This is a genomic window from Paenarthrobacter sp. RAF54_2, from assembly GCF_052113945.1.
Taxonomy (GTDB): domain Bacteria; phylum Actinomycetota; class Actinomycetes; order Actinomycetales; family Micrococcaceae; genus Arthrobacter.
Genome location: NZ_JBFRDV010000010.1, coordinates 1 through 22,837, shown reverse-complemented (window position 1 = coordinate 22,837; position 22,837 = coordinate 1). Strand labels below are relative to the sequence as shown.

The following is a 22,837-nucleotide window of genomic DNA, read 5'->3' as shown; positions in this document are numbered from 1 at the left end:
CTTATCCTAGCTAATCGCGGGCACCCGAAATTGCGCCCCCGCCGGTGCCTGCACGCTGCCATCCGCGCACGGCCAGGGGAACGTACCAACTGCGCCTCCAGGCTGTGACACGGAAGGCAAAAACAATGCCGGCCACCAAGCAGGCGGTGAGCCCGCTGAACAGGCCTAGGTGCCAGAGCAGAGTGGTCAATCCAGCCCCCACAAAAGCGGGTAGCGCGTAGATGTCGCGCGCATCAAAAAGGGTAGGAATCTCGTTGGCGGTGATGTCGCGCAACAGGCCGCCGCCCACTGCTGTTGTCACTCCCAGCAGGATCGCCGCCACGGGATTCATCCCCGCAGTGAGTGCCTTCAACGTCCCGGTGATGCAGAACAGGGCCAGCCCGCCGGCGTCGAACAGTGTTAAGAGGGACGTGAAGCGCTGCACGGAAGAGAACAGGAAGTAGACCAGCAGGGCAGCGAACAAGGGCGGGATCAGGTAGACCGGATTTGTGAACGCCACAGGAGGGCCAGCGTTGATGACGACGTCGCGGATCGCGCCGCCACCCAGCGACACGATGGATGCCAGGAGCACGGAACCCACGATGTCGAATTGTTTGCGGGCCGCCAGCAGCGAACCCGAGACCGCGAAGAAAAACACGCCGACCAGGTCAAGCCACAGAAGGACAATGTCGATGGAAATCAAGTGGACGGGTTCTTTCTGCCTGCGACTCTCAGTAGGTGCTTGCCCAACGTTACGCTAGCTCCCATGAACAGCCCCGTTTTGATCGCCTGTGCCCACGGAACCCGCAACGCCGAAGGCCAGGCCGCCATCCGACGCGTCATGGCAGAAATTGAAGCCCAACGTCCGGGCCTGCAGGTCCTTGAGGCGTACGTGGACGTGCAGGAACCTGAGCTGTCCGGGGTGGTGGAGGGCCTGCCCGAGGGGACTGCCGCCGTCGTCGTGCCGCTTTTGCTGAGTACCGGCTTCCACATCAAGGTGGACGTGCCCAAGGCGATCAAGAGCCGGCCGGAAGTAGTGGCGGCGAGGCCGCTGGGTCCGGATCCGCGCTTGGCGGAGCTGCTTGCCACTAATTTGCGCGCCGCCGGGCTGAAGGAGAACGACGGCGTGCTGCTGGCTGCCGCGGGATCGTCCCTTCCAGACGGCTCGGTGGACTCCGAGGAGCAGGCGCGACTCCTCGCAGAACTGCTGCCGAACAAGGTGCGGGTGGCCTACGGTGCCAGCGCGCAGCCGACAGTGCCCGACGGCGTCGCCTCCTTGCGTGCCGAACTCGCCGACGACGGGGCAAACGGGAGGGTTTTCATCGCCTCGTACCTGCTCGCAACGGGTTATTTCCACGACCAGCTGGCCAAGGCTGGGGCGGACATTGTTACGGCTCCGCTGTTGCCGTCGCCGGTTCTCGCGGAGATAGCACTGGAGCGTTTTGACGCCGTACTGGCAAGGGCGTCCTAACCTTTATTTGCGCGGCGGGAGCCCAAAAAGGACCTGCATATACAGGCTCTTGGGACAAGGCCGCTGGCGTGTTCGTGACGAAATGTTTCCCTAGGTGACTTAGCGTTTCCGGACCTTTGCTGACCAAAACTGGCCACACCTAAAGTCGACGTATGACAGATACAGCTGTAGCCGGTGCGCCCGCGGACTCCGCAGTCCCCTCGCGCCCAGCACGCACCCGCCCTGCCGCCAAGCCTCACGGCCAGTGGAAGGTTGATGGCACTGAGCCGCTCAACGCCAACGAAACCTGGAAGCAGGAAGACAACGGGCTGAACGTCCGTGAGCGGATTGAGTCTGTCTACTCCAAAGAGGGCTTCGACTCGATCGACGGCACCGATCTCCACGGCCGTTTCCGCTGGTGGGGTCTTTACACCCAGCGCAAGCCCGGGATCGACGGCGGCAAGACCGCAACACTTGAGCCGCACGAGCTCGAAGACAAGTACTTCATGCTTCGCGTCCGCATCGACGGCGGTGCGCTGACCACCGAGCAGCTGCGCGTTATCGGCCAGATCTCCGTGGACTTCGCCCGCGGATCGGCCGACCTCACGGACCGCCAGAACATCCAGCTGCACTGGATCCGCGTGGAGGATGTGCCGGAAATCTGGCGCCGTCTTGAATCCATCGGCCTGTCCACCACCGAGGCCTGCGGCGACGTTCCCCGCGTCATCCTCGGTTCGCCGGTTGCCGGCATCGCCAAGGACGAGATCATCGATCCCACGCCGCTCATCCACGAGCTCGCCGAGCGTTTCATCGGCGACCCCGAGCTGGCCAACCTGCCGCGCAAGTACAAGACCGCGATCACCGGCCACCCTTCCCAGGACGTGGTCCACGAGATCAACGACTTCGCCTTGGTGGGCGTTGTCCACCCCGAACTCGGTGCCGGTTACGACCTCTGGGTTGGCGGCGGCTTGTCCACCAACCCGCGCCTGGCAGAGCGCCTTGGCGTGTTCGTCTCGGCCGACGTCGCCGCTGAAGTATGGCTCGGCGTCACCAGCATCTTCCGCGACTACGGTTACCGCCGCATGCGCACCAAAGCCCGCCTGAAGTTCCTGATGAACGACTGGGGCCCCGCCAAGTTCCGCCAGATCCTTGAAGACGAATACCTCGGCTTCAAGCTCCCGGACGGCCCCGCCGCTCCCAAGCCCACGGCTCCGGGAGACCACATCGGTGTCCACGAGCAGAAGGACGGCAAGTTCTTCATCGGCGTGACCCCCACCGTGGGACGTACCTCCGGTGAGTCCCTGGTGAAGCTCGCCGACACGCTGGAACAGCACGGCAGCTACCGACTCCGCACCACTCCTCACCAGAAGCTCGTCATCTTGGACGTCGCCAAGGAGCAGGTGGAGCCCCTCATCGCTGAACTGGACACCCTGGGCCTTTCCGCCCGTCCGTCCGTGTTCCGCCGCGGCACCATCGCCTGCACCGGCATCGAGTTCTGCAAGCTGGCCATCGTGGAAACCAAGGTCACCGCGGCAACCGCCATCGCTGAACTGGAACGCCGCCTGGCCGACCTCGTGGAGAGCAAGCAGCTCCCGCAGGCACTGTCCCTGCACATCAACGGCTGCCCCAACTCCTGCGCCCGCATTCAGACTGCGGACATCGGACTCAAGGGCATGATGCTGCCAACGCCCGACGGCGACCCCACCCCGGGTTTCCAGGTCCACCTCGGTGGCGGGCTGGCTAACAACGAGCGTGAGGAAGCCGGTTTGGGACGTACTGTCCGCGGCCTCAAGGTCACGGTCGAAAACCTGCCTGACTACGTGGAGCGTGTGGTCCGCAAATTCGTCGCCGTTGGCGCCGAGGGCCAGACCTTCGCAGAGTGGGCACTCTCCGCAGATGAAGGAGACCTCCAGTGACAGATCCCCAGACGCTCCCGAACACCGCAGCACGGCCCGCTTTGCGGTCACACGAAGAACTCAAGGCACTGGCCGAAGCCGGAGCTGCAGAGCTTGGCTGGAACGCGCCCGCCCGCGATGTCATCGCCTGGGTGGCCCGGAACTTCGAGCTGCCCGCTGTAACGGTGGCTTGCTCCATGGCCGACGCCGTTCTTCCGGCCTTGGTCGCGGACCAGCTTCCCGGCGTCGACGTTTTGTTCCTCGAAACCGGCTACCACTTCAAGGAAACGTACGAGACCCGCGACGAAGTTGCGGCGAACCTGCGCGTCAACGTGGTGGACGTCCTCCCCGAGAACACCGTGGAACAGCAGGACCGTTTGCTGGGTAAGGACCTGTTCGCCCGCGACCCCGCCCAGTGCTGCGCGCTGCGCAAGGTAGAGCCGCTCCGCCGCTCGCTTGCCGGCTATGAGGTGTGGTTCACCGGTGTTCGACGCGACGAAGGACCCACCCGAACCAACACGCCGGTGATCACCTGGGATGAGGGCTTTGGCCTGGTCAAGGTGAACCCGATGGTCGACTGGACCTTCGATCAGCTGGTGGAGTACTCCGAGGACAACATCCTTCCCGTCAACCCACTCCTGAGCCAGGGCTACCCGTCCATCGGCTGCCAGCCCTGCACCCGCAAGGTGGCCCCGGGTGAAGATCCCCGTGCCGGCCGTTGGGCAGGATCCGACAAGACAGAATGCGGACTACACACATGAGCACTCAAACCACGAACGAGGAACTGGAGCTGGACGTGCTGGAAAGCGACCTAGAGACGCCGTCTGCCGCCCAGGGAGTGGCTTCGGGCCTGTCGGAGCCGCGCGCTGGGCTGATCGAAGATCAGCCGCGCGGCGCAGGGGCGGGGGCGGCAGACGGCGGCTCGTCCCGCCTGAGCTCACTGGACACACTCGAGTCCGAGGCCATTCACATCATCCGCGAGGTTGTTGCCGAGTTCGAGAAGCCTGCGCTGCTGTTCTCCGGCGGCAAGGATTCCGTGGTCATGCTGCACCTGGCCACCAAGGCTTTCTGGCCGGGCAAGGTTCCTTTCCCGGTCCTGCACGTGGACACGGGCCACAACTTCCCGGAGGTCATCGACTTCCGCGACCGCACTGTTGAGCGTCTTGGCCTGAAGCTGGTTGTTGGCTCCGTGCAGGAGTTCATTGACCGCGGCGAACTGGCCGAGCGTGCCGATGGCACCCGCAACCCGCTGCAAACTGTTCCGCTGCTTGATGCCATCCAGCGCAACAAGTTCGACGCCGTGTTCGGCGGTGGCCGTCGTGACGAGGACAAGGCCCGCGCCAAGGAGCGCATCCTGAGCCTCCGCGACGAGTTCGGCCAGTGGGATCCGCGCAATCAGCGCCCCGAGCTGTGGAACCTGTACAACGGCCGCCACACCGTGGGCCAGCACGTCCGTGCATTCCCCATCAGCAACTGGACCGAGCTGGACATCTGGCGCTACATCGAGCGTGAGAACATCGAGCTCCCCGGCCTTTACTACGCCCACGAGCGTGAGGTCTTCGCCCGCGACGGCATGTGGCGTGCGGTAGGCGAGGTTTCCGAGCCGTTGCCGCACGAGGAAGTCATCACCAAGCTGGTTCGCTACCGCACCGTGGGCGACATGTCCTGCACGGGTGCCGTCGAGTCCGATGCCCGCACCGTGGCCGACGTCGTAGTTGAAGTCGCTGCCTCCACCCTGACCGAACGTGGCGCCACCCGAGCAGATGACCGCATCTCCGAGGCAGCCATGGAAGACCGCAAGAAGGACGGCTACTTCTAAATGAGCATCGAAACACTGGCTGCCGGGCTGGAAACAGCCCTGCCCACAACCCTCTTCCGTTTCGCTACTGCCGGCTCGGTGGACGACGGCAAGTCCACTTTGGTGGGCCGCCTCCTTCACGATTCGAAGGCCATTCTTGCTGACACGCTCGACGCCGTTGCCCGCACGTCTGCCGACCGCGGCTTTGGTGGGGACAAGGGTGGGATCGACCTTGCCCTCCTGACCGATGGCCTTCGAGCCGAGCGCGAGCAGGGCATCACGATCGACGTGGCGTACCGCTACTTCGCTACGGACCGCCGCAGCTTCATCCTGGCGGACTGCCCCGGCCACGTTCAGTACACCAAGAACACGGTGACGGGCGCGTCCACTGCGGATGCCGTCGTCGTACTCATTGACGCCCGCAAGGGTGTTCTTGAGCAGACCCGCCGCCACCTGTCCGTGCTGCAGTTGCTGCGCGTTGCCCACGTCATTGTGGCCGTGAACAAGATCGACCTCGTCGATTTCAGCGAGCAGGTGTTCCGCGACATCGAAACTGACGTTCAGAAGGTTGCCCGCGAGCTGGGACTCGGTTCCGACGGCGTCGCTGACCTGCTGGTGGTTCCGGTTTCTGCGCTTGATGGCGACAACGTTGTGGACCGCTCCGAGCGCACTCCCTGGTACACCGGTCCTGCACTGCTTGAGGTCCTCGAAACCCTCCCGGCAGCCGATGAGCTTGAGGCTGAACTGGAGAGCTTCCGCTTCCCGGTGCAGCTGGTGATCCGGCCGCAGGGTGCGTTGGCGCCTGATGCTGTGGCTGGCGGGCTGGATGTCGAGGCCTACCGTGACTACCGTGCGTACGCCGGCCAGATCACCGAGGGTTCCGTCAAGGTTGGCGACGAAGTCACTGTGCTGAGCCCTGGCCACGAGCCGCGTATCACCCGGATTACTGGCATCGACTTCGCTGGCAAGGAACTTCAGGAAGCGGCTGCTCCGCAGTCCGTTGCCGTTCGTTTGGCTGACGAGATCGATATTGCCCGTGGCGACACCATCGCTGCCGCAGGCACGGTCCGCGAAAGCACGGCTGACCTGTACGCATCGTTGGCATGGCTCTCGCCCAAGCCCCTGCGCGAAGGCCAGAAGGTTCTGGTGAAGCACGGTACGCGCACGGTCCAGGCTTTGGTCCGTAACGTCACAGGCAAGCTGGACCTGGCTACGTTCAACGTTGAGCCTGCTTCGAGCCTTGAGCTCAACGACATCGGACACGCCCAGCTTCGGCTGGCTGCTCCGTTGCCGCTGGAGAATTACCTGCACCACCGCCGTACGGGCGCGTTCCTGGTGATCGATCCCATGGACGGCAACACGCTTGCCGCCGGCCTGGTCAAGGACCACCCGGGCGACCACGAGGACGAGCGTTACGTCATCTAAGGTCGAAGAGTCAGATAGACCGCAGCTTGTTCGAAATTCCCGGCCTTGTACGGCGGGGATTTCGAACAAGCTGCGGTTTTTTCATTGAGCGATTAGCAGGAAGATCACTACATGCCACACAACACAGCACTCAGCACCCTGTTGGACTCCGGTCAGGACCTCGTCCTGGATGGGGCCCTCGCCACGGAATTGGAGGCCCACGGCTGCGATCTTGAGGACGCCTTGTGGTCCGCCAAGGTGCTGCTGGAGCAGCCGCACCTGATCAAGCAGGTCCACCGCGACTATTTCGACGCCGGTGCCTCCGTGGCCATCACAGCCAGCTACCAGGCCACTCCCCAGGGGTTCGCGCGTCGGGGGCTGGGGGAGCGCGAGGCCTTGGAGCTGGTGGCGTTGAGCGTGCAGCTTGCCGACGAGGCACGTCGCGAGCACGTCGAGGCAAACCCTTCCAGCGGCCCGCTCCTGGTGGCAGGATCAGTGGGACCGTACGGCGCCTACCTTGCTGACGGCTCCGAATACCGGGGCGATTACACGCTGTCCAGCAGGGAATTCATGGATTTCCACCGCCCACGCATTGCCGCACTTGTGGAAGCCGGTGCGGATTTCCTGGCGTGCGAGACGCTGCCGTCATTCGCCGAAGCGGAGGCGCTGTTGGCGCTCGTGGAGGAGTTCGACGTCGAATCCTGGTTCACGTTCACCCTGCGGGATGCGGAACACATCAGTGATGGAACGCCTCTGGCTGAGGTGGCTGCGCTGCTCCGTACGGAGCCGCGGGTGGCCGCCGTCGGGGTCAACTGTGTGCCGCTGGAACTGGTGACGTCGGCGCTTGGGACGCTTAACGGAGTATCGGACAAACCGTTGGTCGCATACCCGAACTCCGGGGAGACCTACGATGCCGTTACGAAGACGTGGGGCCCTTCCGCGGGTGGTCAGGGCACAACTACCCTCGCCGGGAACGCCGCTGACTGGCGCGAGCGGGGAGCCCGGCTGATCGGTGGCTGCTGCCGCACGACGCCGCGGGACATTGCGGAGCTGGCAACAAACATGACGCCGGGTGACCCTGCGTGAACGCACGTGCCGCACAACGCGATGCAACTTTGAAGGCCTACCGCCGAATATGACGTCACGTGACCCTGCGTGAACCTTGGTTTCCATGGGATTGAAGCCGAAATATGACAGTCCCTACTGTGAAGGCATGACCTTTCCGGAATGGTCCTTCCTTGCCCTCGACGGGCGATGTTACGGGGCCTGATCTTCGCCCCCCTTCGCATCCCACATCTCCTTAGGACCTCCCCAATGGCAAACACCCCCGAGTCACAGAAACCCGATTCCGGCACCACCCGCATCGTCGCCGGTGAGACTGCACCCAAGCCCAAGCGCCGCCGCACCCTTGAGATCAGCCTGGCCGTCGGCCTGGCCCTGCTCATCGGTGCTGGCGCCGCAGTAGCCTCCGTCGTCTCCCAGAACAACCAGGCTGCCCCGGCTCCCACAACGTCGCCTGCTGCTGAGCTCAAGCTCGGCTACTTCAGCAATGTGACGCACGGCCCCGCCCTGGTGGGCATCAGCAAGGGCATCATCGCCAAGGACCTCGGCGATACCAAGCTCAGCACCCAGATCTTCAACGCCGGCCCTGCCGCGATCGAGGCATTGAACGCCGGCGCCATCGACGCCACGTACATCGGCCCCAACCCGGCCATCAACTCCTTCGTCAAGAGCAACGGCGAGTCCGTCAGCATCATCGCCGGCGCCGCAGCAGGCGGAGCCCAGCTGGTGGTCAAGCCCGAAATCAACTCCGCGGCAGACCTCAAGGGCAAGGTCCTCGCCTCGCCGCAGCTTGGCGGAACGCAGGACGTAGCCCTTCGCGCATGGTTGGGCCACCAAGGTTACAAGACCAACCCGGACGGCAGCGGCGACGTCAACATCAACCCGACCGAAAACGCCCAGACGCTGAAGCTCTTCCAGGACGGAAAGCTCGACGGCGCGTGGTTGCCTGAGCCGTGGGCCTCCCGTTTGGTCCTCGAAGCAGGCGCGAAGGTACTCGTGGACGAGAAGGACCTGTGGGACAAGGGCGAATTCACCACCACCATCCTGATCGTGAACAAGAAGTTCGCCGCTGAGCACCCGGAGACTGTGAGGGCACTGCTCAAGGGCCACGTTGAATCCGTGAACTGGTTGAACTCCGCTTCGCCGGAGGAGAAGGCCAGCACCATCAACGCTGTCCTCAAGGACACGGCTGGCAAGCCGCTTCCCGCCAACGTGATCGACCGCGCATTGAAGAACATCACCTTCACCACTGATCCGCTCGCCGGAACGTACAAGAAGCTCCTCCAGGACGGCGTAGACGCCGGCACCACCAAGGCTGCCGATATCAACGGCATCTTCGACCTCCGGGCTTTGAACGAAGTAGAGGGCAAGAAGACATCCGCTGCAGGTCTCGGCCAGGACTAAGCACCAACCGGCTGGTCCGCTTCCCCTCCGGAATACGGGTGGGGGAGCGGGCCAGCCTTCAGCCATATCAGCTCTACCAATCAACACGAAGGACGGGACCATGCCAGTCGTACTCGAGAACCTGGGCAAGCGCTTCGGCGACGGCGCCCCGGTGCTGGACGACGTCAATGCCACGATCGCGCAGGGCGAGTTCGTCGCCCTCCTCGGTGCGTCCGGCTGCGGGAAGTCCACGCTACTGAACATCATGGCGGGACTTGAGCATCCGACGTCGGGCGCTCTTGAGGTGCCCAGCGACGGCGCGGCCTTCATGTTTCAGGACTCGGCACTGTTCCCGTGGTTGACGGCGCGAGGCAACATCGAGCTCGCACTTCAGCTGGCTGACAAGTCCAGCACCAAAGCCAGCCGCCGCGAACGGGCAACCGAACTGCTGGAACTCGTCCACCTCGGCGGTGCCGGCGACAAGCGTCCGCACGAACTGTCCGGTGGCATGCGGCAACGCGTTGCCCTTGCACGTTCTTTGGCGCAGGACCGGCAGCTGTTGTTGATGGACGAGCCCTTCGCCGCCCTTGATGCCATTACCCGCGATCTCCTGCACGACGAACTCGAGCGGATCTGGAAGGAAACGGGCCGCACCATCGTGTTCGTGACGCACAACGTTCGTGAGGCTGTCCGCTTGGGCCAGCGCGTCCTGCTTTTGTCTTCGCGGCCCGGCCGTGTTGTGGCMGAATGGGATGTGACCGAAGAACACCGAACTGATGCTGGTCGTGCTGGGGAGCTGACCGGAGTCATTACCCGCCGGCTACGCGAGGAGATCCGCCGCCATGCCAAGTAACCCCACCACTACCCAGGAGCGGACCCTGCCCGTGAGCGAATCCAGCGAGCACATTACGTCGCCGTCCTTGAAGGGCAACCCCTCCGAACTGCGCGATCTCGAAGCGGGCCTGGACAACCTGCAGTCCGATACCGGACGCAAAGCCGGTATCGAATGGAAGCGCGTACTGCTGCCGATCGCTGCCTTGGTAGTTCTCGTCCTCGCCTGGCAGTTCTACGTTTCACTCGGCCTCAAGCGCCGTGACCAGGTGCCCGGGCCCCTTGACGTGCTGAACCAGCTGGTGACGCTCTGGGGCGAAGGCAGGGTTCAGGAATCGGTATGGACCTCGTTGCAGCGCGGGTTGATCGGCTTCCTGATTTCGGTAGTAGTTGCTACGCCCGTGGGCTTGTTGCTGGCACAGGTTGCTCCTCTCCGCCGTGCGTTTGGCCCGCTGATTTCCGGGCTTCAGGTCCTTCCGTCCGTGGCCTGGGTACCGGCCGCGATCATCTGGTTCGGCCTGACCGATGCCACCGTCTACTTCGTTGTCCTCATGGGTGCCATTCCGTCGATCATCAATGGCCTCATCTCCGGTGTGGACCAGATCCCGCCGCAATACCGCAGCGTTGGCACTGTTCTCGGCGCGAACCGGCTGCAGATGGCCCTGCAGATCGTGCTTCCTGCAGCACTTCCCGGATACATCGGCGGATTGAAGCAGGGTTGGGCGTTCTCCTGGCGTTCTTTGATGGCCGCTGAAATCATCGCTGTGGGTGGCACCATTGGCTTCGGCTTGGGCTCGCTGCTTGACCAAGGACGTGCGCTGTCCGACATGGCCGTGGTCATGTCCGCGATCCTGTTGATCCTGGCTGTGGGCATCCTGATCGAGCTCCTCGTTTTCGGCCCGATCGAGAAGCGCCTGCTGCAGCGTCGCGGTCTGCTGGCGGGTAGCAGCCGCTAGCTGTCTTTTGGCTAGAATCACCGCATGGGCCTTCTAACGTTCAGCATCAACGTCACACTGGATGGTTGCATCGACCACCGGGAGGGCATCGCCGACGACGAGACGCATGCCCACTTCACCCGACTCCTGGAGGAGAGCGGCGCGATGCTCTGGGGCCGCACCACGTACGAAATGATGGAGGACTACTGGCCGCTGGTGGCCCGTGGCGACGTCGATGCGCCGCCAGCCATGCGCGATTGGGCCCTCAAACTGGAGACCAAGCCCAAATACGTGGTCTCGGCGACCCGTAGCGATTTCCCGTGGACCAACAGCCATCACCTCGTCGGCGAGTTGCGCACTGCGGTGCAGGATCTCAAGGATGGGACTCCTAACGGCGTTCTTGTCGGCAGCGGCAAACTTGCTACCGGGTTGGACCGACTGGACCTCATCGACGAGTACAAGTTCCTGGTCCACCCCATGATCACGGGCCACGGTCCCACTCTGTACCAGGGCGGACTGCCCAGCACCAGACGCCTCGAACTCATCTCGGCCGAGCCGCTCAGCAACGGCGCGGTCGCCATGCATTACCGACGCGCCGACTGAGGAATTACCGGGCGCCTACCGCTGTTGTCCCGGACATGCACAACAAACGGATCGGCTTCCTTTCCTTCGGCCACTGGGCGCGCGTCCCGGGTTCGCTGGTGCCATCGGCCGGTGAAGCGCTCAAGCAGGGCATCGAACTGGCCGTTGCGGCGGAAGAACTAGGGATCGACGGCGCGTTCTTCCGTGTGCATCACTTCGCCCGGCAGCAAGCCTCTCCGTTCCCGCTGCTCGCCGCCATTGCCGCACGGACCAGCACCATCGAGATGGGCACCGGCGTGATCGACATGCGCTACGAGAACCCGCTGTATATGGCGGAGGAAGCTGCTGCCACGGACCTGATCAGCGACGGCCGGCTTCAGCTTGGAGTAAGCCGTGGTTCACCCGAGCCTGCCCTGAACGGAGCCGCCAACTTTGGCTATGTTCCCAACGAGGGCGAGGACACGGGCGAGATGGCACGGCGTCACACCGCGCTCTTCCGCAAAGCCATTGCCGGGCACGGGGTAGCCCAAGCTGATCCCCACTACGCAGGCGGAGCCACCGGGCTTCTGCCTATTCAGCCGCTCTCTCCGGGACTTCCACAGCGAATCTGGTGGGGTGCCGGCACCCGCAAGACAGCAGTCTGGGCCGCCGAGCAGGGCATGAACCTCATGAGTTCCACGCTCCTGACCGAAGACACCGGAGTCCCGTTCGACCAACTGCAAGCCGAGCAGATCCACATGTTCCGCGAGGCCTGGGCAGCTTCCGGGCACGAGTTCGAGCCCCGCGTTTCAGTCAGCCGCAGCATCCTGCCGATCGTCGATGAGGTGGACAACCGCTACTTCGGCCTTCGCGCCCAAGCGGACCGGCAGGACCAGGTAGGAATTCTCGACGGCGCGTTGTCCCGTTTCGGGAAAAGCTACATCGGGGAGCCGGACGACCTGGCAGAAGAACTCGCAGCCGATGCAGCCGTCCAAGCTGCTGATACTGTCCTGCTGACGGTGCCCAACCAACTCGGGGTGGAGTACAACGCGAAGCTCCTGGGGAACGTCGCGAAGTACATCGCACCTGCTTTTGGTTGGGCCCGCCAAAGCGCCTAGCGCACGCTGCGCAGGTATCCGGCCAGCCCTACGAAGCCGCGGGCAGTCGCCCGATGCCCGCCGCTGCAACAGCAGTCTCCGAAACACCAGCTTCGGCGGAGCCGGACCCCGAAACCACAGACCCCGAAACACCAGACCCGTCCACGAAAACCCTGTAGCCACGTTCGTGATCGAAACCGTGGATCTCGCGGGTGTCCAAGGCAGCCATGAACTCCAACGTCTGCCGGGTAATGACCTGGCCCGGGACGAGGATGGGGAAGCCGGGCGGGTACGGAGTGACGAAGCCGGCGGAAATGACTTCCTGCCCGGCACGAACTGCACGGGACAGTTCGTCGGCGGACAAGTAGGCAGTGGATTCGGGCTTGTAGCTTTCGAAGTAGGCTGCGCGGATGTCGCCGTCTTCACAGGCGTCGTCCACACGGAACCGCGCCGCGAACGTGCTGAAGTCCGGAAGCGGCGGCGTCTGTCCAACCACTGCTGATCCTCCGGGCTGCGAAGATGCGGCCGAAGATGCGGGCGAAAGCACGGGCACTGTCCGGGGTCGCGATGAGGGATGGGGGTTTTCGAAACCTTCGGCGAGTTTGACCAGGACCTCGATCAAGTACGCCACGGAACTTCGCGAGGTGCCGATGTTGGTCATGAACAGCACAGTGTTCCGGGACGTCTTGTTCACCTGGATTCCGTGATCGTCCATGAGGTAGCTGTGGCGGAACGTATCGCCGTCGATCCCTGTCCTGCTGATGTCCAGCGTAAGGCGGCTGGGATCAATGACGAACTCATCGCGTTGCCAGGCGTCCTCAAGTTCCGCCAATCCCTCGCGCAGTGGCATGGCGGCGCTGGTTTCGCGGTATCGGGGCTCAATAAGGTCCCGCGAGGTCAACACCCGGAAGTATTTCTTCAGCAGGGGATGCCGTGCGACTGCTTGTGCCACAGAGACGGCGAGGTCGGATTGCTTCTGGACCAAACCAAAACCTTCCAACTCCACCTGCCGCCGGCCAATGTCCAGGGAAGCCAGGATTTGGTAGTTGGGCGAGGTGGAGGTGTGGGTCATGTACGCCTCGCGGAAGGACTCCTGGTTGGACGCCATGAAGTCTTGGTCGTACACGTGGATCATCGAACCTTGGCGCAAGGATGTCAGGGTCTTATGCGTGGACTGGGTGGCGTAAACCCTGATGCGTGCCTTGGCAGGGTTGGGAATCAGCCGCCTGTTCAGCCACGCCTCGTCTTCAAGTGGTTCACCGGTGGCAGGGTCATGCAGGGCTGCTGCTTGCTCGGCGTACCGGGCAGCGTACGCAGGGCTGCTGAAGGAGGCTTCCAGCGCGGCTGCTGAAGCCATAGCCGTTCGACGCCGGTAGATGGGGTGGGAGCGAGCGAAGGCGAACCATGCCTCGTCCCAGAGGAACACCAGGTCGGGTTTGATGGCGAGGCATTCCTCCATGACACGCTCGACGTCGTAAACGATCCCGTCAAACGTGCAGTTGGTGAGCGTGACCATTTTGACTTCGTGCAGCCGTCCGGCCCGCCGGTACTCAAGCAGCCTGCGCTTCAAACTGGCCAACGGCACGGCACCATAGAAGGCGTACTTGTCCAAGGGGTAGGCATCCAGATATGAAACGCGGGCTCCGGCGAGCACGAAGGCGTAGTGGTGGGACTTGTGGCAGTTCCGGTCAACCAGCACGACGTCACCGGGGGCCAGCAGGGATTGATGAACGATCTTGTTGGCCGTGGACGTGCCATTGGTCACGAAGTACGTTCTCTGCGCTCCGAAGGCCCGGGCAGCGAGGTCCTGCGCCTGCTTGATGGATCCGTGCGGGTCCAGCAGGGAATCGAGGCCGCCGGACGTTGCCGAGGTTTCTGCCAACAGCAGGTTTGTCCCGTAAAAATCGGCCATGTCCCGGATCCAGGGGGAGTTCCCTACGGACCCGCCACGCGAAATGGGCAGCGCGTGGAAGACGCTTGCAGGCCGCCGGCTGTAATCCAGCAGGGCTGTGAAGAACGGAGCCTCATAGCGTTCTGCAACCCCGGACAACAGGGACAAGTGCAGATCCAGGTGATCCTGCCTGCGGAAAATCCTTCGGAATTTCCTGGTCAGTGATCCGGCCAGGGACTCGATGGAGACGCCTGCAACCAGGTAGACGTCCAGCTCAGGCCTGAGACCGGATATTTCCTCGGCCAGGCCCAGGATCCGTTTGACGGGCCGCAAGGCCTGCAGGCCTTCGGGAGTGTGCCCGGCCAGGAACCGGCGGAGGTCGCTGCCCAGCTGCTGGGAGCTGCGAACGGAGAAGCCCGGACGCAGGATCACGGCCTGGATATCGGGGTTGAGCAGGACGGCGACCAGCGCGTCTTCGTAACTGGGGACCACGTTGATTTCGTAGGTGAAAGCATCGGATGGGCGGCGCTGGGCTGCCATGTTGCCCTTCAATGCCTCCGCTTCCTGGGCCGTGATGTTGTCCACCACCAGAACCTCGAAGCGAGGACGTTCAGCCTGCTCCGTTTGTGGAACCTCGTCCTCCGGCGACTCCGGGAGAACCCCGGAAACTGAGCCTTGCTCCGCTCCGGAAGCGAGGGGAAGGTGCGCCAAACCGCCCAGAAGTTCCAGCGCGGCGTGGGGGTCGCCGTCGTCGACCAAGTGGCGCAACTGCGCCACAGCTGCAACGCCCGGCTCCGCCCAGTAGGGCTCCACTGCATCCAGGAGCGCAAAAGTCCGGCTGATCTGGGAGTTCAAACCTGAGTCGGACGATCCGGCGTGACGGTCCAAGGCAAGCTGCTTGATGGCATATCCCAGGAACTCCCAAGCATCGGCGCGCGACCTCCAGGCGCGGCTGGGCGTGCCAATTTTTGGAAGGGGGGAGAGGGTGCTCATGTGACGTGTTTTCTCTTTCAAACTGAGGGCGGGTTCAAAGCGGACTGCTCATTACGGATGCGGCCACGGTGGGCATACCAGCCACCCACCAGTAGCGGTGCCAGTACCAGCAGGGAAGCGAGCACCCATCGGCCGGTTTCCGAGAAGCCCATGGTGATCAGGACAAAGGCCAGGAATCCGAGCGTGAGGTAGGAAGTAAAGGGGGCGCCGAAGAGCCGGAACGCGGGCCTGGTGACTTTGCCGCTCCGCACCCACGCTTGCAGCTTGATGTGGCAGAGCATGATGGTGGCCCAACCGCCGATGATGCCCAGCGCAGAGACCTCGAGCACGATTTCGAAGACCTGAGACGGAACGATCGCGTTCAGGCCTACGCCCATCAACGTGATGACTGCAGTCAGGAGGATGCCGCCGTACGGGACGCCGGAAGCGCTGATGCGGGCGGTGAAACGGGGAGCCGAACCCTTGATGGCCATGGAACGCAGGATCCGGCCGGTGGAGTACAAGCCAGCGTTGAGGCTTGAGAGGGCCGCGGTCAGAACCACGAAGTTCATCACGGAGGCCGAGATCGCACCGGCCTGGGGGTCGCCAAGGTGCGAGAAAAAGGTCACGAACGGCGATTCGCCGGACTTGTAGGACGTGAAGGGCAGCAGAAGGGAGAGCAACAGGACAGAGCCGACGTAGAAAATGCCGATACGGAGGACCACCGTGTTGACGGCTTTAGGCATGACCTTGTGCGGGTTGGCAGTTTCCCCGGCGGCGGTGCCCACCAGCTCAACGGCTGCGTACGCGAAGACGACGCCGCTGATCGCCAGGAGCGGTGCCACAGCGCCCGTGGGGAAAAGGCCGCCGTTGTCAGCAATGACGTTCAGGCCGGGAACGCCCACATCCGTCCTGCCACCAAGGACGATGAAGCAGATGCCGACGACGAGGAATGCCACCAGCGCACCGACCTTGATGAGGGCGAACCAGAACTCCATCTCGCCGAAGATCTTCACTGACACGAGGTTCAACGCCAGCACTACCACCAGTGCGATGAGGGCGATGAGCCATTGCGGGACGTCATTGATGGGCTGCCAGAACTGGCCCCAAAACTTCACGTACAGGGCCACCGCGGTGACATCCACGATGGAGGTCATGGCCCAGTTCAGGAAGTACAACCAGCCAGCCGTGTAGGCCATCTTCTCGCCGTAAAACTCACGGGCGTAGGAAACGAACGAGCCTGAGGCCGGGCGGTACAGAACAAGCTCGCCCAATGCGCGCAGGATGAGGAAAGCAAAAAAACCGCACACCGCATACACCAGGACCAGGGCCGGGCCTGAACCATTGAGGCGGCCGCCGGCTCCCATGAAAAGCCCGGTCCCGATCGCGCCGCCTATGGCGATCATTTGGATCTGTCGGGGCTTGAGGGTCTTCCGGTAGCCCGATTCTTCCGTTGAGAAATCCTGGCCTGGCTCCTGGCCGACAAGCAGGGTGCCGGCCTCGTCGGACCGGTCGGGCGCAGCAGAATGCGCTGAAACTGACGTGGGTATCACTTGGGGGTCTCCTTTGACTCCGGCGCCGCCGTCGGCAGCTCAACAGTCCCAAACGGCACAGATGTGTTCTCTGACACGGCGCAACACACAGTGTTTGTGGCGTTGGGGACAGTAAATAACTCTAGATCTCAGGCGAATCGCGCAAATTGGCTGGCGAACCAAATTCAGTGCCCGGCTCTTGTGCTGGCTGGACAACACTGGTGTCCTGAAGGCCCGGTAATGTTTCTGGCTGTGCGCGATTGCGCAGGAGCATGGGCAGGACTTCTTCAATGGCGAAGGACGTCCGATTGACCCGAACTGAATACGAGAGGAAGCGATAGCTTCGTTGAAGGCCCTGGACATTGACGACGACGGCGTCGTCACCTTGCTGAGCGATGTACTTGAAGACCTGGGCGTGGACAACGCACGCTTGTTGCTTGCCCCGGACGCGGACAACCTGACGGTTCGTGAAACGGTCATTGTGGATGCAGAAGACGAGGATGCAACTCGCCCTGGGTCCTTGGTGATGCTCATCGGTGCCCGTGGCCGTGTGGCGCTGCCGGCAATCCGCCGGATCATCAGCGACAGGCCCACAGCCGTCGCGGTCAAGGGCAACGAACGTGAACTCGAAGCCGTGGCGGAGCTGCTGCAATCCACTGGAATCGGATTGGTAGCGGTAGCCCCCGGCCTTCGCTGGGACAAGTTCGAAAGCGTCGCCATGGACCGTATCCGGGAACGCGGTGTCTCCGGGGAGAATCCCACCACGGTGCACAGGGACTTGTTCGCCATCGCCCAAACAACGGCAACGCTGACCAACGGCCACGTAGTCATCGAGGACCCGGGAAACAGGGTGCTCGCGTACTCGCCGGCATCCAACGATGTTGATGAGCTCCGGCGCTTGTCCATCCTGGCGCGGCGCGGACCGGAGCGGTACCAGAAACTCCTCAAGGAGTCAGGTGTCTACAAGCACCTTCAGGCCACCGAGGAACCCGTCCACGTGGAGGCCAACCCTGAGGCCGGCCTTCGTGAACGCGTGGCCATTGGCATCCATGCGGGAAGCCGGGTGATGGGCTATATCTGGCTGCAGGAAGGCGCCGAACCGTTGGCGCCGAACACTGACAGGCTGATGATCGGCGCTGCCCGGCACGCCGCGATTGAACTGGTCCGCCACCGGAACCAGCAATCCCAATCCATGCGCGAAGACCGGGTGTCCAGCCTGCTCAGCGGTACGGCACAGATTCACGCACAGGCCCAGTCGGCAGGCATCGATCCTTCCAAACCTGCTGCCTTGGTACTGATTTCCGCGGGCGGGCTGGATCAGAGCGCTCCGGGTCAACAGCTCCGAAGGGGTGAGCTCTCGAACCTCGCCTCCATCCATGCGGCGGCCTACCGTCCGGGAGCAGTCGTCGGAGCCCTGGGCACGGAAACAGCGATCATCCTGCCCGATCTGGACCCCGTAAAGTCACTGCCCGCGATCAACCGGCTGGTCAACACAATTGTGCGTGACGCCACCACGCACCTGCACTTCCAGGTCCAGGCCGCTGTGGGCCCGATCGTTCCGCGGCTGGACGCCCTGTACGCCACGCTTGACCACGTCCGCAGCGTCCTGAAAGTGCTGCAGAGCACGCCGTCGATCCGTGTTGCCTCCTACAGGGATGTGGAAACCACGGTCCTCACCAACGAACTGCTGGATCTGCTGGAAACCCGGAAAGGGCTCCGGCACCAGGGCATAGCCAAGCTCTGCGACCGTTATCCAGAGTTTGCTTTGACGCTGCTGACCTACCTCGAATTCTTTGGTGATGTGAACCGCTGCGCCGAGGAACTGGCCATCCACCGCAACACTGTCCACTACCGGCTGCGTCGCGCGTGCGAAGAGGCCGGACTGGACCTGCAGTCCGCAGACGAACGATTGCTTGCCCATCTCCAGATACGACTTTGGACCTACGCAGAGGCCAGGAGCTAGAACCCCTTGGACATCCAGAATCTCCTCGACGACATCGTCGGGGCAGTACAGCCGCACGTCGGCCAGGGCAACGTTGCAGACTACATTCCGCAGTTGGGAGCCGTGGACCCCCACCAGTTCGGCATCTCCATCGCAACCCGGGACGGTGACGTCTACTCATCAGGCGACGCGCATGTGCCCTTCTCCATCCAAAGCATTTCCAAGGTGTTCGCGCTCGCCTTGGTGTTGGCCTTCGACGGCGATGGGATCTGGAAGCGCGTCTTCCGTGAACCTTCAGGCAACCCGTTCAACTCGTTGATCCAGCTGGAGAGCGAAGAAGGGATTCCCCGGAACCCCTTCATCAACGCCGGCGCGATCGTCGTCAGCGACCGGCTCCTCAGCGTCACGGGAAGTGCTGCCCTCGCCGTCCGGGACTTGATGCGCCGCGAAACCGGCAACTCCACAGTGGCCGCGGACCACTACGTAGCGGCGTCGGAACTCCGCAACAGCCACCGCAACGCCTCACTGGCCCACTTCCTTGCCAGCTGCGGCAACCTGGAGAACCCGGTGGAAGCTGTCCTCGAGTCCTATGTGGAGCAGTGCGCGCTGGCCATGACCTGTGAAGACCTGGCGCTCGCAACGCGGTTCCTCGCTGCCAACGGAGTGGGAGCGGACGGCACACGATTGCTGTCCCCGGCACAAACCAAGCGGATCAACGCCGTCATGCTCACCTGCGGGACCTACGACGCCGCCGGCGAATTCGCCTACCGCGTGGGCCTTCCAGGGAAGAGCGGAGTTGGGGGCGGAATCGTCGCAGTGGTCCCCAACAAATGCGCCATCAGTGTGTGGAGCCCGGGCCTTGGGCGGTCCGGGAACTCGGTGGCAGGTGTGGCTGCCCTGGATGAATTCACGACGCGGACGGGCTGGTCCGTTTTTTAGCTGCTTTCCGGACGTTTGCCGGCGGAAACAAGGGATGACGCGTATGTGACGCTGGATTACCCAGCGTTACCGGGTGTTTCCGAGCCTTTGAAGCATGTTACGGGCCCGCCCTACAGTTTTTTTATGGCAATACAGGACATTTACCCCACGGCACTGCGGCTGCTCGGCCGCCCGGTGCTGGTTGTGGGCGGCGGGCCCGTCGCGGAGCGCCGTGCCAAGGGACTGCTCGACGCCGGTGCGAAAGTCACCGTGGTCGCTCCCGTTGCCTCCGAAAACCTCCGCGGACTCGCCCATGCCGGACTCCTCACCTGGGAGCCGCGCGAGTACCGCACGTCAGACCTCGACGGCGTCTGGTTCGTTCAGACCGCCACCGGGACTGCCGCTGTGGACACTCAGGTAGCAGCCGACGCCGAAGCGCAGCGCATCTGGTGCGTCAACGCCTCGGACCACGAATCCTCAGCTGCCTGGACGCCCGCCGTGGCCGTGGTGGATGACGTCAAGATCGCCATCAACGCAGGGGGAGACCCTCGCCGCGCCATGGCGCTCCGCGATGCTGTTGCCACTGCCTTGGAAACCGGAGACCTGCCGCTTCGCCGTCACCGCAAGCCGGACGCTGCCGGCAAAGCGCCTGCTGGTTCTGTTGCCCTCGTCGGTGGCGGCCCTGGCGACTCGGGACTCATCACAGTCCGGGGTCGACGCCTGCTGGGCCAGGCCGACGTCGTGGTTGCTGACCGTCTTGGCCCGCGTGAGCTGCTCAAGGAACTGGCTCCCGATGTCCGCGTGATCGAGGTCGGTAAAACGCCCGGCCATCACCCTGTGCCGCAGCTTGAGATCAACCGCATCCTCGTGGACGAAGCCCTCAAAGGCAACCGCGTGGTCCGCCTCAAAGGTGGCGACCCCTACGTCCTGGGACGCGGCGGCGAGGAAGCAGAGTTCTGCCGCCAGAACGGCGTCGAGGTTGAAGTGGGGTCCGGTGTGACGTCGGCCATTTCTGTTCCTGCCGCTGCCGGTATCCCCGTCACGCATCGCGGTTTGGCCAAGGGTTTCAGCGTCGTGACCGGTCACGAAGAGCTTTCCGAGGTCCCCGCCCGGCCGGATCACACTGTGGTTTTGCTCATGGGTGTGGCTCAATTGCGCGATTCCGCGGCTGCCCTGGCTGGCTCGGGTCTGCCTTTGGACACTCCAGTAGGTATCGTTGAGAACGGGTATTTGCCGGATCAGCGCGTCACGATCGGCACGTTGGGAACCATCGCGGACCAGGCTGAGGCCGTCGGCGTGGCCAATCCCGCGGTCATCGTGATCGGCGATGTTGTCCGTGTCAGCCCCTTCGCCCCACAGCATTTCAAGACCGCTGACTACAGCACGATTACCCCCAACCGTCCCCGCGTCCGCAGTAACTAGCCCCCGGCCCAACTAGGTAGCAGCAGTGCGCGTTTTGAGCCCTCAAAACGCGCACAACTGCGACCTGGTTGGGAGGACTGAACAAGAAGAAGGAACACAGCCGTGTCAATTAGCACTCCCGTAGGTTCTGCGGACCGTCCGCTTCGCGTCGCCGTCATCGGCTCCGGCCCTGCCGGCGTGTACGCAGCAGACATCCTGACCAAGAGCGAGGCCGTCAAGAGCGGCGAGCTCAACGTCAGCATCGACCTCTTCGACCGCTACCCGGCACCGTATGGCCTGATCCGCTACGGCGTCGCTCCGGACCACCCCCGCATCAAGGGCATCGTCAACGCCCTGCACAAGGTCCTGGACCGCGGCGACATCCGCTTCTTCGGCAACGTTGACTACGGCACGGACATCTCCATCGAGGACCTCCGCAAGCACTACGACGCCGTCATCTTCGCCACCGGCGCCATCAAGGACGCGGACCTGAATATCCCGGGCATCGAGCTCGAAGGTTCCTTCGGCGGCGCCGACTTCGTCTCCTGGTACGACGGACACCCGGACGTTTCCCGCGAATGGCCGTTGGACGCCAAGGAAATTGCCGTCCTCGGCAACGGCAACGTGGCCCTTGACGTCGCCCGCGTCCTCTCCAAGCACGCCGACGACCTCCTCGTCACCGAAATCCCCGACAACGTCTACGCGGGCCTGAAGAATTCCCCGGTCACGGACGTTCACGTCTTCGGCCGCCGTGGCCCGGCGCAGGTGAAGTTCACCCCGCTGGAACTCCGCGAACTCTCGCACTCCAAGGACGTGGACATCATCCTCTACGCCGAGGACTTCGAATTCGACGAAGAGTCCGATCGCCAGGTCCAGACGAACAACCAGACCAAGACCATGGTTGGCACGCTCACCAACTGGATCGCCGAGCAGCCCGAGGACCTCTCGGAGCTCAAGGCCTCGCGTCGCCTCCACCTGCACTTCCTGCACAGCCCGGTTGAGATCGTTGACTCCCCGGAAACTCCGGGCAAGGTTGCCGGCATCAAGTTCGAGCGCACCGAGCTGGACGGCACGGGCAACGCCCGCGGCACCGGCGAGTTCGTCGACTACCCGGTCCAGGCCGTGTACCGCGCCATCGGCTACTTCGGTTCGGCCCTGCCGGACGTCGAGTTCGACCACAAGAAGGGTGTCGTGACGAACGACGGCGGCCGCGTCCTGGACGCCGACGGCCAGCACGTGCCGGGCCTCTACGCAACGGGCTGGATCAAGCGTGGTCCCGTAGGCCTCATCGGCCACACCAAGGGCGATGCCCTTGAGACCGTGACGTACCTCCTGGAGGACCGCGAAAACCTGCCGTTCGCCGAGGTTCCGGCGGCAGACGCCGTCGTGGATCTGCTCGACTCCCGCGGCGTGCAGTTCACCAGCTGGGAAGGTTGGCTGGCTCTGGACGCCCACGAGCTCGCGCTCGGCGCAGCAGCCACCGAGGCCGGCGGCTCCCACGGTGTTGAGGTCACGCGTGAGCGCGTCAAGGTTGTGCCGCGCGAGGACATGGTCAACATCTCCCGCGACGGTGTAGCAGCGGAAGTTTAATTTCAACGCGGGGTCACTTACGCACCTTTCCGGGCTTCCGGATGGTGCATAAGTGACTGTGAGGATTGTTGTGGCTGGTCTGGGACTGGCTGGCAGAGTGGGTATTGGCCGTGCTGCCCCTTGGATGTGACTCAGTAAGTGACTGGCCCCGCAAGGGTGTCCTGGAGTGGGATCTGTCCATCCGAGGGGTGGGGCG

Annotated in this window: 18 protein-coding genes; 15 read left to right on the top strand and 3 right to left on the bottom strand. The window is 63.5% G+C overall.

The genetic code is table 11. The annotated features are described in order from the left end of the window. Window positions 1-10: 10 nt before the first annotated feature. Entirely contained in the window at window positions 11-682 is a 672-nt protein-coding gene (locus AB4Y87_RS11860) for a trimeric intracellular cation channel family protein (protein ID WP_442004539.1), read from the bottom strand. Here AB4Y87_RS11860 and AB4Y87_RS11855 point away from each other — a divergent pair, their 5' ends adjacent. The 11 genes from AB4Y87_RS11855 (at window position 683) to AB4Y87_RS11805 (ending at window position 12,416) form a co-directional block, all read left to right on the top strand. Then, window positions 683-1,450 carry a sirohydrochlorin chelatase gene (locus AB4Y87_RS11855; protein WP_442004538.1) on the top strand — a complete coding sequence of 256 codons (768 nt, stop codon included), beginning with the start codon at window positions 683-685 and terminating at the stop codon, window positions 1,448-1,450. Window positions 1,451-1,602: 152 nt separating this feature from the next. Next, entirely contained in the window at window positions 1,603-3,345 is a 1,743-nt protein-coding gene (locus AB4Y87_RS11850) for a nitrite/sulfite reductase (protein ID WP_442004537.1), read from the top strand. Then, window positions 3,342-4,085, top strand: a complete 744-nt coding sequence (locus AB4Y87_RS11845) for a phosphoadenylyl-sulfate reductase (protein WP_442004536.1) — start codon at window positions 3,342-3,344, stop codon at window positions 4,083-4,085. The genes AB4Y87_RS11850 and AB4Y87_RS11845 overlap by 4 nt, the downstream gene beginning before the upstream one ends. Further along, entirely contained in the window at window positions 4,082-5,143 is a 1,062-nt protein-coding gene (gene cysD / locus AB4Y87_RS11840) for a sulfate adenylyltransferase subunit CysD (protein WP_442004535.1), read from the top strand. The genes AB4Y87_RS11845 and cysD overlap by 4 nt, the downstream gene beginning before the upstream one ends. Further along, on the top strand, window positions 5,144-6,547 hold the full coding sequence (locus AB4Y87_RS11835; protein ID WP_442004534.1) for a sulfate adenylyltransferase subunit 1: 1,404 nt from the start codon (window positions 5,144-5,146) through the stop codon (window positions 6,545-6,547). It begins immediately after the preceding gene. Between the two features lie 111 nt (window positions 6,548-6,658). Next, entirely contained in the window at window positions 6,659-7,612 is a 954-nt protein-coding gene (mmuM, locus tag AB4Y87_RS11830) for a homocysteine S-methyltransferase (protein ID WP_442004533.1), read from the top strand. A 228-nt stretch (window positions 7,613-7,840) separates the two neighbouring features. Further along, complete coding sequence (locus tag AB4Y87_RS11825; RefSeq protein WP_442004532.1) at window positions 7,841-8,992, top strand: ABC transporter substrate-binding protein; 1,152 nt, start codon at window positions 7,841-7,843, stop codon at window positions 8,990-8,992. A 100-nt stretch (window positions 8,993-9,092) separates the two neighbouring features. After that, a complete protein-coding gene (locus AB4Y87_RS11820; protein ID WP_224165081.1) occupies window positions 9,093-9,824 on the top strand; it encodes an ABC transporter ATP-binding protein in 732 nt (243 codons plus the stop codon). Further along, a complete protein-coding gene (locus tag AB4Y87_RS11815; RefSeq protein ID WP_224088454.1) occupies window positions 9,814-10,758 on the top strand; it encodes an ABC transporter permease in 945 nt (314 codons plus the stop codon). The genes AB4Y87_RS11820 and AB4Y87_RS11815 overlap by 11 nt, the downstream gene beginning before the upstream one ends. 24 nt (window positions 10,759-10,782) lie before the next feature. Further along, a complete protein-coding gene (locus AB4Y87_RS11810; RefSeq protein ID WP_442004531.1) occupies window positions 10,783-11,340 on the top strand; it encodes a dihydrofolate reductase family protein in 558 nt (185 codons plus the stop codon). Between the two features lie 35 nt (window positions 11,341-11,375). Continuing rightward, entirely contained in the window at window positions 11,376-12,416 is a 1,041-nt protein-coding gene (locus AB4Y87_RS11805; protein ID WP_442004530.1) for an LLM class flavin-dependent oxidoreductase, read from the top strand. A 28-nt stretch (window positions 12,417-12,444) separates the two neighbouring features. On the opposite strand, the gene AB4Y87_RS11800 is transcribed toward AB4Y87_RS11805, so the two are convergent. Beyond that, window positions 12,445-15,279, bottom strand: coding sequence for an aminotransferase class I/II-fold pyridoxal phosphate-dependent enzyme (locus AB4Y87_RS11800; RefSeq protein WP_442004529.1), 2,835 nt, complete (start codon window positions 15,277-15,279; stop codon window positions 12,445-12,447). 17 nt (window positions 15,280-15,296) lie between these two features. Continuing rightward, window positions 15,297-16,748 (bottom strand): amino acid permease, encoded by a 1,452-nt coding sequence (locus AB4Y87_RS11795; protein ID WP_442004650.1) that lies wholly within the window; start codon window positions 16,746-16,748, stop codon window positions 15,297-15,299. A 388-nt stretch (window positions 16,749-17,136) separates the two neighbouring features. Between AB4Y87_RS11795 and AB4Y87_RS11790 the strand changes: the two genes are divergently transcribed. From AB4Y87_RS11790 to AB4Y87_RS11775, 4 genes are all read left to right on the top strand, one after another. Further along, window positions 17,137-18,753 (top strand): PucR family transcriptional regulator, encoded by a 1,617-nt coding sequence (locus tag AB4Y87_RS11790; protein WP_442004528.1) that lies wholly within the window; start codon window positions 17,137-17,139, stop codon window positions 18,751-18,753. Between the two features lie 6 nt (window positions 18,754-18,759). Further along, on the top strand, window positions 18,760-19,671 hold the full coding sequence (locus AB4Y87_RS11785; protein ID WP_442004527.1) for a glutaminase: 912 nt from the start codon (window positions 18,760-18,762) through the stop codon (window positions 19,669-19,671). Between the two features lie 123 nt (window positions 19,672-19,794). Then, on the top strand, window positions 19,795-21,072 hold the full coding sequence (gene cobA / locus AB4Y87_RS11780; protein ID WP_442004526.1) for a uroporphyrinogen-III C-methyltransferase: 1,278 nt from the start codon (window positions 19,795-19,797) through the stop codon (window positions 21,070-21,072). Window positions 21,073-21,174: 102 nt separating this feature from the next. After that, window positions 21,175-22,641, top strand: a complete 1,467-nt coding sequence (locus AB4Y87_RS11775; RefSeq protein WP_442004525.1) for an FAD-dependent oxidoreductase — start codon at window positions 21,175-21,177, stop codon at window positions 22,639-22,641. Window positions 22,642-22,837: the final 196 nt, after the last annotated feature.